This is a genomic window from Mycobacterium sp. ACS1612, from assembly GCF_001667505.1.
GTDB lineage: Bacteria > Actinomycetota > Actinomycetes > Mycobacteriales > Mycobacteriaceae > Mycobacterium.
Genome location: NZ_LZHZ01000013.1, coordinates 21,776 through 33,880, shown reverse-complemented (window position 1 = coordinate 33,880; position 12,105 = coordinate 21,776). Strand labels below are relative to the sequence as shown.

General features: G+C 67.5%; 10 protein-coding genes. 7 read left to right on the top strand and 3 right to left on the bottom strand.

Annotation, left to right across the window (positions count from 1 at the left end; translation table 11 throughout):
* The 6 genes from A5724_RS05300 to A5724_RS05275 form a co-directional block, all read left to right on the top strand.
* Positions 1-538, top strand: a 538-nt coding sequence (locus A5724_RS05300; protein ID WP_156752143.1) for a DUF3375 family protein, incomplete at its 5' end; no start/stop codon positions are given.
* 141 nt (positions 539-679) lie between these two features.
* Positions 680-1,555 (top strand): branched-chain amino acid ABC transporter permease, encoded by an 876-nt coding sequence (locus A5724_RS05295; protein WP_067797361.1) that lies wholly within the window; start codon positions 680-682, stop codon positions 1,553-1,555.
* Positions 1,552-2,571 (top strand): branched-chain amino acid ABC transporter permease, encoded by a 1,020-nt coding sequence (locus A5724_RS05290; RefSeq protein ID WP_067797359.1) that lies wholly within the window; start codon positions 1,552-1,554, stop codon positions 2,569-2,571. The genes A5724_RS05295 and A5724_RS05290 overlap by 4 nt, the downstream gene beginning before the upstream one ends.
* The gene (locus A5724_RS05285; protein ID WP_067797356.1) at positions 2,568-3,284 is read left to right on the top strand and encodes an ABC transporter ATP-binding protein; all 717 of its coding nucleotides are present in this window, start codon (positions 2,568-2,570) and stop codon (positions 3,282-3,284) included. Before A5724_RS05290 ends, A5724_RS05285 begins: the two co-directional genes overlap by 4 nt.
* Positions 3,277-4,020 carry an ABC transporter ATP-binding protein gene (locus A5724_RS05280; RefSeq protein ID WP_067797353.1) on the top strand — a complete coding sequence of 248 codons (744 nt, stop codon included), beginning with the start codon at positions 3,277-3,279 and terminating at the stop codon, positions 4,018-4,020. Before A5724_RS05285 ends, A5724_RS05280 begins: the two co-directional genes overlap by 8 nt.
* A 2-nt stretch (positions 4,021-4,022) precedes the next feature.
* The gene (locus A5724_RS05275; protein WP_232004710.1) at positions 4,023-5,309 is read left to right on the top strand and encodes an amino acid ABC transporter substrate-binding protein; all 1,287 of its coding nucleotides are present in this window, start codon (positions 4,023-4,025) and stop codon (positions 5,307-5,309) included.
* 3 nt (positions 5,310-5,312) lie between these two features.
* On the opposite strand, the gene A5724_RS05270 is transcribed toward A5724_RS05275, so the two are convergent.
* On the bottom strand, positions 5,313-6,347 hold the full coding sequence (locus A5724_RS05270; protein ID WP_067797347.1) for a sorbosone dehydrogenase family protein: 1,035 nt from the start codon (positions 6,345-6,347) through the stop codon (positions 5,313-5,315).
* A gap of 263 nt (positions 6,348-6,610) precedes the next feature.
* On the opposite strand from A5724_RS05270, the gene A5724_RS33615 reads away from it, so the two are divergent.
* Entirely contained in the window at positions 6,611-7,981 is a 1,371-nt protein-coding gene (locus A5724_RS33615; RefSeq protein ID WP_067797345.1) for a hypothetical protein, read from the top strand.
* 8 nt (positions 7,982-7,989) lie between these two features.
* Here A5724_RS33615 and A5724_RS05260 read toward each other — a convergent pair whose 3' ends face one another.
* Both A5724_RS05260 and A5724_RS05255 read right to left on the bottom strand, forming a co-directional pair.
* Positions 7,990-9,141 (bottom strand): glycosyl hydrolase family 8, encoded by a 1,152-nt coding sequence (locus A5724_RS05260; protein WP_232004709.1) that lies wholly within the window; start codon positions 9,139-9,141, stop codon positions 7,990-7,992.
* 20 nt (positions 9,142-9,161) lie between these two features.
* On the bottom strand, positions 9,162-12,101 hold the full coding sequence (locus A5724_RS05255) for a glycosyl transferase (RefSeq protein WP_232004708.1): 2,940 nt from the start codon (positions 12,099-12,101) through the stop codon (positions 9,162-9,164).
* Between the last annotated feature and the right edge of the window lie 4 nt (positions 12,102-12,105).

The window sequence follows — 12,105 nt, the reverse complement described above, 5'->3', positions numbered from 1 at the left end:
GCTGTGGGTCAAACGCTTCACCGCCATCGGCACCATGGAACAAAGCCGCGGCGTCGCCCGCCAACTCAACGACGCCATCGCCGCCGCCCGCGCCCTCCTCAAATCGTCCTTCACCGACTCCCGCCTCGACATCGACGTCCCGCTGGCCCGCCACAACATCAGTTCCATTGGCGCCCTTGGCTTCCGGATCGGCGACCTGTCCAACCCCAAACCCGCCACCCCCGGCAACACCGAGGTCGACCTCACCAGCTTCGCTGCGCTGACCACCCAGGTCGACGCCCCCGCCATGTCCGACATGCTCAACCACGCCATCACCACCGGACCCGTCTCGCTGCCCGACGCCGTCGCCATGCTCGACACCGCCTACCTCGGCCACGTCATCGTGCTGTGGTCCTGGGCGCTCAAACAACCCAACCCCGACACCACCCAATCGGCCACCGTGCGCTTCCGTTCCCTCGACGGGCGCGACCGCGAAATCGCCGTGCCGCGTTTGACTTTCACCGAACCCATCACCAGCCTCGTCGGCGCCGCTACCTGACCGTCAGCAAACTTCCTCGACGCTGGTTGCGGAACCGTGACCTCGAAAGTCGTCCGCGGCCCTAAACCATTGATTTATGGTGAACGGACTCACGGCCCGGACACGCTCCGAGCAGTCTGACCGCTCAGCCGAGAGGACGCAGTGACCGAACTCGCGCAAGCGCTTGTCGGAGGAATTCTCATCGGCGGTCTTTACGTCGCCATCAGCATCGGCTTCTCGCTGTCGTTCGGCGTCCTCGACGTCGTCGACCTCGCGGTCGGCATGTGGGTGGTCATCGGCGCGTTCGCCGCAGTGGTGGCCAGCGACAAGCTGGGCGTCGACTCGTTCCTGCTGCTTCCGGTCATCTTCATCGTGTTCGGGGGCGTCGGCTGGCTCATCGCGCCGCTGATCTACCGGGTCAGGACCAGCAAGTACGCCCTGCCCGCGCTGATGGGGCTGGCCTTCACCTTCGGACTGGCCACCCTGATCCGCGGCGGCCTGCTCACCGCGTTCGGCTACACGCCTCGCACCGTGCACACCGAATTCTTCTCCGGCAACGTCCAGCTGCTCGGCATCACCGCACCCGCCATCCGGGTCGCCGGATTCGCCTTCGCCGTCATCGCCACCGGCCTGTTCCTGGCGTTTGTGTTCTACACCCGCACCGGTCTGGCCATCCGGGCCACCGCCCAGAGCAAAGAGAACGCCGGCCTGATGGGCATCGACGTCAAGCGGATCAGCAGCCTGGTCTACGCCCTCTACGTCGGCCTCACCGCCACGGCCGGCGCCTTGCTCGGCGCCATTTACGCAATGACCCCCGAGGTCGGCCTGCGCTACACCCTCTTCGCGTTCTTCGTCGTCGTGCTCGCCGGGCTCGGCTCGGTGGTCGGGGTGATGGCCGCCGGCCTGTTCCTCGGCGTGCTGCAGTCGTTGGTCACCACCTACGTCGGCGCCGACTACACCTTGCTGGTTGTCTTCGCGGTGCTGTTCATCGCGCTACTGCTGTTCCCGCAAGGCATCTCACGGCGGGGGCTGGCATGAGTAAGCCCGCGTCGGGAGGCAATCCGTTCCTCAACCTCGGCGTGCTGGTACTCGTCGTCGCCGTGATGTGTCTGCTGCCGATGATGACGTCGCCCTACTACGTCCGCGTCGCCACGGGTGTCGCGTTGTGGGCCGGAATCGCCTTGTCCTGGAACGTGATCTGCGGTTACGCCGGCTACATCAGCTTCGGCCATGTCGCGTTCTTCGGCATCGGCGCCTACACGACCGCGATCCTGATGCAACCCGACTACGACTGGAATTTCTGGGCCACCCTTCCGGTCGCCGCCGTGATCGCGGGCGCCGTCGCCGCGCTGGTCGGCTGGCCCACGCTGCGGCTCAAGGGCGCCTACTTCGCCATCGCGACCTGGGCGCTGGCCGAGGCGATCCGCCAACTCACCACCGTTGTCGACTTCACCGGTGGCTCGCGCGGGCTCACCACGCCGATCCGCTCCGACGACAACTTCTTCTTCTACACCATGCTCGGCGCCGCCGCCTTGGCCTACGCGCTGTGCTATCTGCTGCTGGAACGGTCCCGGTTCGGCTTCCAGGTAAAGGCGGTGCGCGACAACGAGATCGCCGCCCGCGCGCAGGGCATCAACACCACGATGGTGAAAATCTGGGCGTTCGTGCTGAGCGCGGCGATCCCCGCCGTGCTGGGCGGCATCAACGCCTACTGGATCACGTTCATCAACCCGGCCAGCGTGCTGAACACCCTGATCACCGACCAGCTCGTCGTGATGGTGCTCGTCGGCGGCCTCGGCCACATCTGGGGCCCGGCGCTCGGCGCCACCGCGATGTTCCTGCTCGAAGAACAGATGCGGATCAGCTACGGCAACACCACCGCCTACATCATGATCGTCGGCGCACTGGTGATGGCGGTCGTGCTGTTCCTGCCCGACGGGCTGGTCAGCCTCGCGCGGCGCGCACGCCGAATGCGCCTGGTGCGCCAGCTACTCGGCCGCGCCCGCGACGACCTCGCGCCGCGCCAGAAAGCCACGCAGGAGGCCAGCCCATGACGGTGCTGGCGGTCGAGAACCTGTCCCGCTCGTTCGGCGGCATCCATGCCGTCGACGGTGTCTCGTTCAACGTCGCGCAGTCCGAGATCGTCGGCATCATCGGGCCGAACGGCAGCGGCAAGAGCACATTGTTCAACCTGCTCACCGGCGCGCTGAAGCCCGACGCCGGCCGCATCACGCTGTTCGGCCGCGACGTCACCCGGCTCGCTCCCTACAAGATCGCCCGCGCCGGCCTGGGCCGCACCTTCCAGATTCCCGCCCTGTTCGTCAATATGACTGTGCGGGAGAACCTTTGGACCGCCGCCGTGCAATTCGACTGGAACAACGCCCGCGACGACGCCGACGCCGTCCTGGAACAGCTCGAGCTCACCCACGTCGCCGACGACCTCGCGCGCAGCCTGTCCGGCGGCCAGCAGCGGCTGCTGGAGATGGGCCGGGTGCTGATGCAGAAGCCGAAGGTCGCGCTGCTCGACGAGGTCGCCGCCGGGGTGCACCCACGGCTGCGCCAGATCATGCTGGGCGCCATCCGCACCCTGCGCGACGCGGGCACCACGTTCCTGGTGATCGAGCACGACATGGAACTCGCCCAGGACATCTGCGACCGAATCATCGTGATGGACGCCGGAAAGATCGTGGCGCAGGGCAGCTTTGACGAGATCTCGCACGACCCACACGTGATGGAGGCGTATCTGGGGGTGTCCGCGGATGAGTGAGCGCCCGGGCAGCGTCGTGACCGTCGAGGACCTCGACGCCGGATACGACGGTGTGCAGGTGCTGCGCCAGGTGTCGATGACGGCGCGCACCGGCGAGGTCACCTGCATCTTTGGTCCGAACGGCTGCGGGAAGAGCACCCTGCTCAAGGCGATGGTTGGCGTGATCGACCCATGGGCGGGCCGAGTCACGCTCGACGGCGACGATCTCACCCACCTGCCGTCGCATCGCACCCTGGGCCGTGGGCTGGCGATGATGCCGCAGGGCGGCGGCGTGTTCCCGCGGCTCTCGGTGCGCGACAATTTGCGGATCGGCGGCTACACGATCCGCGACCGCAAGCAGCTGGACCGGCGCATTGATGAACTGCTGGAAGAGTTTCCGCGGCTGCGCGAACGCAATGACGTGCAGGCCGGTGCGCTGTCCGGCGGTGAGCAGATGATCCTGTCGATCGCCCGTGCGCTGGTGCTCAATCCGCGGTTCCTGTTGTTCGACGAGCCGTCGGCCGGGTTGTCGCCCAAGCTCGTCGGCGACGTGCTGGTCCGCGCGGCCGAGCTGGCCCGCCGCGGGGTCGGCGTGATCATGATCGAGCAGAACATCCGCGAGGCGTTGCGGGTGGCCGACCGGCTCTACGTCCTGGTGGGCGGGCAGAACCGGTTCGAGGGCACGCCCGCCGACGTGGAAGACGACCGCGAGCTGATGCATCTCTATCTCGGAGGTCGGGCAACCGGAAAGGAATGATTATGTCCCACAACATCAATCGTCGACGCTTTCTGACCCGAGCCGGGCTGGTGGCAGGCGGCGTGGTGGCCGGCCCGAGCCTGCTCGCCGCGTGCGGTGGTGAGCAGCAGGGCGGAGGCGGCGGGGCGACCGACAAGTTCAAGGTCGGCGCCGTGCTCGAGCTGTCCGGTGAATCGGCGACCGGTGGGCAGATCGCGCAGCGCGGCTACCAGATGTGGGCCGACGCGGTAAATAAGGCGGGCGGACTGGCGATCGGCGACAAGAAATACCAAGTCGATCTGATCGTGCAGGACTGCAAGAGCGATCCCGCCACCGGCGCCGACGCGGCGTCCCGGCTGGCCACGCAGGAAGGTGTGAACGCCATGTTCGGCGCGTACACCAGCGGTGTGCAGCTGGCAATGGATCCGATCTGCGCGAAGTACAAGGTGCCGTGCATCGCCGGCTCGGCGGAGTCGCCTGGAGTCTGGAAAAAGCAGCCCGCGTTCACGTTTGGCGTCATTCCGGCCGTCGACACCACGGCCGCACGCTCGATCCAGTCGATCGTGGACACCGCAAACCCGAAGCCGCTCACGGCGGCCGTCGTCGGCGCCAACGAGCCCTTCTCCGACGACACCGCTCAAGGCTTCCGGTCCGGCGCCGAGGCGGCCAAGCTCAACGTGGTGCACTTCTCGCTGTTCCCGCCGAACGCCGACCTGGCGCCGGTGGCGCAGGTGGTCGCATCGCAGCGGCCCGACATCGTGGCGGTCGGCGGCCACGACGTGCTGTTGGTCGACTTCGTCAAGGCGATGGCCGCGACCGGCTACACGCCGAAGGCGATCATCGAGCACTACGGGATCACCGATGCGTCGTTCTCCAAGGCGCTGGGCAGGCAGGCCGACGGGGTGATGGGCATCTCGGTGTGGTTGCCGTCCGCGACGTTCAAGGACGACCTGTTCGGGTCGGCGGGCGACTACGCGAAAGCGTTTGAGGCGCAGCATGGTTCGCCGCCGGACTACACCGCGGCTGGATGCAGCGCCGCGGGTTTGGTGCTGCAGTCGGCGGTCGAGAAGTTGGGTCAGCCGCCGTCGCTGTCCGAGGACAACCGGGGCAAGCTGAACGACCTGATCGCCGCCACCGACATCCAAACCTTCTACGGGCCAATCAAGTTCGCGACCGAGGGCGACCACTTCCACAACAACACCGCGCTGAATCCGATGCTGGTGCAGATCCAGGGCGGGCAGGTCAAGGCGATCGCGCCGCCGGAGTCGGCGGAGGCGAAGATCATCTATCCGCTGGCGCCGCTGGGGTAAGAACTACGGCCGAAACTGCAGGATCCGGTCGTCGCCGTCGCGCGCGCTCCCGCGGCCGTCGCGGTTGCTGGTGGTGAACCACAGCGCGCCATCCGGTGCGGCGACGACCGTGCGCAGTCGCCCGTACTGTCCGACGAACAACGGTGTCGGATCGGCCACCGAGCCGTCGGCGCCGACCGGTACCCGGTACAGCCGCTGACCGCGCAGGCACGCCACCCACAGCGACCCGCCGAAGTAGGCCAGCCCGGACGGCGACGCCTCGCCGGTGCCCCACTCGATCGCCGGGTCGATCAGCCCCGGCGTGTCCGCGCGGCCTTCGGCCATCGGCCACCCGTAGTTGCCGCCCCGTTGGATCAAGTTGAGTTCGTCCACCCGGTTCGCGCCATACTCCGTCACCCACAACCGCCCAGCCGAATCCCACGCCAGCCCTTGGATATTGCGGTGCCCGTATGACCACACCGGGGAGGCAGGATCCGGATTGTCCGACGGGATCGAGCCGTCGGGGTTGATGCGAAGAATCTTGCCGCCCAGCGACGAGCGGTCCTGCGCGATGCCGGGATCGCCGCTTTCGCCCGTCGTCACGTACAGCTTGCCGTCCGGGCCGAACGCGATGCGCCCGCCGTCATGGACCGAGCTCGCCGGGATGCCGGTCAGGATCGGCGACGGCTCCGTCAGGGAGGTCCCGTCGAACCGCATCGTCACGACACGGTTGTCGCCAGCGGTGGTCAGGTAGGCGAACACCGTTTGGCCCGCGGTGGCCAAGCCGAGCAGGCCGCCTTCGCCGCGGGCCGCGACACCCGCCACTGCGCCGATGTTCGTGACGGACCCGGGTTGCGTCATCCGCTGAATCGCGCCGCTGTCGCGTTCGGCGATCAGCGCGCTGCCGTCGGGTAGGAATGCGATGCCCCACGGCACGTCGAGGTTGGTCGCGATGTCCTCGGGTCCGCCGTTGGAAGGCTGCCCGACGGATTCGGGCCCGTTTGCACACGCGACGACCAGCAGCACCGCCGAGGCAAGCGCGATCGCTGCTCGCTTCATAGGCCATAGGGTGCCACCCACTCCGCGCGAATACTCGAAATCGGCGCGCGCACCCCATCGCAGTGGCAAGGTAGCGCGATCCGCCTGGCGTGACTGTCATGGTGCGACTTTGTCGCAATGACTCCGCAGATCAACATCACGCCAACCGAATTGAGCCGAACTGCAACAGCGTTGCACACAACAGCGGTCAGACGAGTAAGGTTTCTGGGGCAGGAAATTGATGCCCTGCAGTGAGTAGCCGTCGGGGGCGGCGTGGGGGCGCGATGGAGATCGTACTTGGTGTGTCGATGACACCCACGACGGTGAGCATCGCACTTGTCGAAGGCGAAAAGGCCGACGGTGTCATCATCGAGCACGATGTGTTTGACATCAGCGCCATCGATGGCCCGGAGCCGTCGCGCGGACCCGATCACGTCGTCGCCGCGATCCAGGGCACCCAGGAGGGCGCGATAGCCGCCGGGCACCATCTCGTGTCGACCGGCGTGACGTGGACCGACCACGCCGAGGCAGCCCTTCTCCGCGAGGCATTGGTTGCCCACGGCATCGACGACGTACTGCTGGCTTCGGAGTTGCACGCCGCCGCGGCACTCGCCCAGGCGGTCGGACGGGCGGTGGGCTACGACAAGACCGGATTGCTGTTCGTCGAGCGCGATGCGGCGACGCTGGCAGTCGTCGAAACCGACGACGGCGCCGTCGTGAAGGTACTTCGCCAACATCTGGAGCGTAACGACGCGATCGCCGGTGTCACCGACATGCTCCGCGATGTGGACTTCGGGAATTCCGTGGCCCGGGCCCTGTTCGTGGTCGGCTCCGGTGTGGACGTCACCGCGGTCAAGGCGCACTTGAAGGACCTCGTCTCGGTGCCCGTCATCGTGCCCGAAGAACCCCGGCTGGCGTTGGCCCGCGGCGCTGCGCTGGCAGCAGCGAGTGCGCCGCGTTACGACACATCCACCATTGGCCTGGCGTACTCGCTTGACCCCGACGAGACCACCGTCTATCCGATGGCACCGAACAATCACGCCACCACGGTCTTCGGGGCCTACGACGCATCCGCGGACACCACCCTGCTCGCGTTGGACGCCACAAATTTGCCGGACCGTAGGCCCTTCATGCTGATGGGCAGCACGCTGACCGCCACCTTCGTAGCCGGAGTGTTGGCGCTCGTCATCGCGGTGGTGGTCAATGTGCGGCCTACCGCGGATCAAGGCTCGGACGCGAGCGCGATGCGTCCCAGCGCTGCGGCGCCGGCACCGGCCGTCCCGAGTGCGCCTTCCCGCGCCCCCCAGCCGGCGCCCACCACGGTCCCTCAAAGCGCCCCCGCAGCGCCACCCGCGGCGGCCGCCGCCACGACCGCCCGGCTACTAGCTCCGCCCCCTCCACCGCCCCGACGGGTCATAGTGCACGATGCCGCACCCGCCCCGCCGGCGCCGCACCCGCCGGTCGCTCTTCCGCCACCGCCTGTGGTGATTCCGCCGGTGATCCCGGCGCCGGTGATTCAGTGGCTGCCACCGATTCTCCAGCCGCCCCAGTGGCTTCCCGGTCCGGTAGAACCCCCGTGGGGCAACGGCGGCGGCGAGCATGGCGGCGGCAAGCATGGCGGCGGCAAGCACGGCGTCGGCAAGCACGGAGATTAGAGCGTGCGTCAGCTTTCCGCGTGAACCGTGGCCGGGCATTCGCCGAGCAGCGACGTGGTCAGCATGATGCGGCCCAGCGCCACCCACGCGGCGCCGTAATAGGTCGGAGACTGCTGCTCCAGTCGCGCCGCGGCGTCCAGGCGCTCGACGGCGCCGTCGGGGTTGCCGGCGCCCTGTTCGGTGGCCGCCGCGGCGACCAGGGCAACGGGATGCTCCCAATCGCTGGTGGGCGAGCCATCCAGGTTTCGCGAGGCCGACGCTCGGCCCGGCGACGTGAGCACCGGGCGCATCGCACCTGCGAGCGCTCGGTCCTCTCGATTACACGATTCGGCGAACCGGATGGGTAGGCGCGCGGCGTCGAGACCGAACTGTACGGGCCCTCCGCTGACCGGTCCCGTTGGCGCGGCATGGCCCGCCTCATCGACGGTGGCCCAGTCGGGCGGCAGCAGCCCGGTACCCATGAGCTGCCATCCGATGACCCGCTGGGTGCGGGAGATCTCCGTCCACCGCCGGTCCGCCGATGCCTCGAAGAGTTCCCGCTCGGCCCGCGGACTGAAGTACCCCGGATTGACAACGTACGGCGCCGTCATGGCCCAGTTTCCGCCGACCAGCATGCGTCCCGACCCTGCCACCCAGGCGCCGGCCGGATCCACATCGGCCGGTGGCGTGGCGCCGGTGCCGACTGCGAGGGTCTCGATGCCCAGGATCGCCACGCCCAGCCGTCTGCCGTCCTTGGTGAGGTCGGGCGCATGGAAACGTCTGCCCGCCAACACCAACGCCCGCGCGGCATCCAGATCAGCATCGGCGGCGCTGTTGGCACCGGTGATCTTGTCATCGACCCACCGCCAGGCCAGCAGGCCGTCGGAACGACGCAGGCGAGTCTTCGTCCAGGTCCATATCGATCGGAACCTGGCCTCGTCACCGACTGCCACAGCGATGAGCATCCCGTACGCCTGTCCCTCGCTCACGACGTCAGCGCCCTCGTCACGTCGCACGACTCGCCCGTCGGGTTCGACGTACTCATCCAGGAACTTCTGGGCGGCGATACGCGCCGTGTCCTCCCGCAAGCCTGCGATGTCGGCGGGATCCAACCGCGGATCGATCGCATTCGCGATCCGCCAGCCCGCACCCACCGTCAACACCAGGACCAACGCGGTCATAGCGGCACCCAGTCGCCGATTCATGTGGAGCCCCGCCGCCCCGACGGCTTGACACTTGCCCTAGGCAGCGGCGCGGTGTTGGGCACGTCCATCCGTAGCCGCACCGTTTCGTCAAGCGCTTGTGCGCCGCGAACCATGGCGCCGCCGTGCCGGCGGGCCCCGGTAGCCGCGCGCCGCGCGACATCGTTCGGACGTCGCGGCCACCTCGGCGGAACCGGAGCCCTGACAGGAGTTCGAGGTTGGCGCACATTGTTGTCAGCCGGTCGTGCGCGACGAACCACCTGACCGCCGCCGGCGGGTCGACGCGTCGGTCGCGCCCTGGCCATCAAGGCCGCTGCGACCATGATGGTGACCGCGCAGAGCACAACCACGATTCGCTTTTCGTTAGAGCCTTCGCCCGCAGGCGGTTTCGCGGCGGTCTTCCCCGGCACACTTTCGGTTGCAGGCATCATCAACGTCGGGGGATCCAACGCGGCGGGCGCCTCAGGAACATCCCGCAGCGTTCGCAGGACGGGACCGTCAGGTCCGTCAGTCAGAAGCAGACTCGTCGGCTCACCGCTGCGAAATTCCACGGGTTCACGCCATTCTCGTCCGTTTGCACTCACCACCGCTTCGTATTGCCCCGCGGGCACTCCGGCGTACCCGGTGATCAGCCCGTATCCAGCTTGGTTCACCAGTGTCATCGGCTCGAGCATTCCCGGAGCCACCAACGCCAGGTAGACGGATCCCGTGGCACTCGCTGCGTGCAGCATCCGGACGGGGGAGTCGGGCGACCGTTCGGCTGGGTCGTCCGGCGCGAGTTGTGCTGCCAGCCGGCCGCTTTCGGCAGCGGAGAACATCGCGAGCGTGTAGCTCACTCCGGGACGAAGCGTGATCACCTGACATATCACCGGGTCGCCTCCGTCGGGGCGGCTCGTCACGACCACGTACGTCCCGGCGGGCATCGACCGGTAGTCCGACGGATTCGCGTCTTCGCTCGTCGCCAGTGAACCGGCCGCGGTGCCGTCGATGCGGACGAGGTTGAGTTGCTCGGCCTGTCGGCTGCGGCGCAGGTCCGCTACCCGTAGCGCGGCCGGACCGCCGTGTAACGACGGTGGGTTGGCTCCCAGGCCGATATCGTTAGCCCGCAGGGGAAATCGGATCTGCAGTTCGTCAGTGTTGGAGGCCACCGACTGCACTGTGAAAGGACCGACTTGGCGTTCGAGGAATGCCGCCACGCCTTGCAGCCGATCGCGCGGACCCCCCAGCGTGACGTCACGTATGGGCGTTCCCGTGTCGTCCTCTCCTTGAATACTGGAAAGCTTTTCGACCCGAACGGGTTGTGTCGCAGCGATCACTGCCAGTGTCGCGAGCACACGCTGGTCCACCATCCGGGACTGCAGGGCCGCCAGCACCTCCGGGTCGGTGCCGCCGGCAAGGCGGGCTGCGAGTTGCCCGCCGAACGCCGGCGCGGCTGGCGACGGAGGTTTCGAGCTCGGTTTGCCGTTGTCGACACGCAGCACCTCGACGCGCGTCCCACCCAAGCCGAAAGTCACCGCCGGGTGCGAGTGCGCTATCGCCTCGACGAGCACACCGGTCGGCGGCACGTTGGCCCGCAGCGAAGCCGTCGACACCACCCAGTCATAGTCGGCCCAGCCGTGCGGCGCCCAGCCCTGTACCTGTTTGTCGGTGTCGACCTTGTAGGCCCACACGACATTTCGCCGATCGCGCCCGTTTCGGACCAGGTCCATCCAGAACGCGCCGTCGATGATCAGGCGGTCGGCCTTCGGCACGTTCTCCTCGATCCAATGCTGTGCGCGCCGCATCGACGCATCTTCATCGGAGTCGAGCAAGCCGTGATAGGTCGGCAGCCAGAGCGACACCGCGATGGACACGACCAGCGTGCCGACAGCAAGTGCCGGAATCCTCAACCGCCGCAACATGATCGAGCGCGCAGCAGCCGGGCGGCGCAAGTGGCGCAGCACCACCTCGCCGGTGCCCGCAGCCACCAGTGCCGTCAACGGCAGCACGGACACGATGAACGGCACCGGCAGGTAACCGGGACGGAGAATGGTGGCGATGAGTATCACCAACCCGACCGCGAACGGCCTCAACCGCTTGACGAAAAGTCCCGCCAAAGTGATCGGAACGGCCAAAAACGGTAGGGCTGGGTCAAGTTTGAGCCATTCATCGACAGTATGGCGTTTCAGCGAACCGGGGTCATCGAGCGCGCCGCCGGGTGCGCGCTCCCACAACTGGAACTTGATACCGTCCCACAAACTGACGTGTCCGGGCCCGGGCACCAGCTCACCGCGAAGCACAGCCATCAACAGGTACGTGCTCACCACCACGCCGAACACGGCAGCGAACACCGCGAGCGCGTAGCGGCGGGTGACCGGTGCGGCCCTGGTCCAGACCAACCAGGCAAACGTCGGCAGCAGCAGCAGCATGGTCTCCTTGGTCAGCACCGCTATGCCGAAACAGGTTGCGGCGCTGAACATCGCCGACAGCCGATAGCGGGACGAGCACAGCAGCACCAGGGCGCCCAGCACCCACGCAGTGGCCAGGTTGTCGAGATACACCGTGCGGCTCAACGAAATTGCCAACGGCGACAGTGCGAAGATCCCCACCGCGGCCGCGGTTGCCCACCGCGACATCTCGAGTCGGCGGGCCAGGGTCCACAGCAGCGCGGCCGTGATCACGGCGACGACGGCCATCAGGCATCTTCCGGCCGCGACAGCGTTGCCGCCGAAGTCAGGACCTGAGATCGCCGTCCACAGCGCCAACTGCAACCAACCGGCCGGCGGATGGTCATACCAGTAGGTGTAATGGGCGAGTTCTCCCCATTTGGCCACGGCGTAGGCCTGAGCCATGTAGGTGCCCTCGTCGTCGATCCGGGCAGGCGACCTCGTGAGGTTGATCAACCGCAGTGTCGCGGTGAGGATCAACAGGATCCCGAGTACCGGGATCGACGCATTCACGCGG

Bases quoted from the DNA above. Each gene is read 5' to 3' on its own strand.
- A5724_RS05290 (WP_067797359.1), top strand. From the start codon at position 1,552: ATGAGTAAGCCCGCGTCGGGAGGCAATCCGTTCCTCAACCTCGGCGTG.
- A5724_RS05285 (WP_067797356.1), top strand. From the start codon at position 2,568: ATGACGGTGCTGGCGGTCGAGAACCTGTCCCGCTCGTTCGGCGGCATC.
- A5724_RS05280 (WP_067797353.1), top strand. From the start codon at position 3,277: ATGAGTGAGCGCCCGGGCAGCGTCGTGACCGTCGAGGACCTCGACGCC.
- A5724_RS05275 (WP_232004710.1), top strand. From the start codon at position 4,023: ATGTCCCACAACATCAATCGTCGACGCTTTCTGACCCGAGCCGGGCTG.
- A5724_RS05270 (WP_067797347.1), bottom strand. From the start codon at position 6,347: ATGAAGCGAGCAGCGATCGCGCTTGCCTCGGCGGTGCTGCTGGTCGTC.
- A5724_RS33615 (WP_067797345.1), top strand. From the start codon at position 6,611: ATGGAGATCGTACTTGGTGTGTCGATGACACCCACGACGGTGAGCATC.
- A5724_RS05260 (WP_232004709.1), bottom strand. From the start codon at position 9,141: ATGACCGCGTTGGTCCTGGTGTTGACGGTGGGTGCGGGCTGGCGGATC.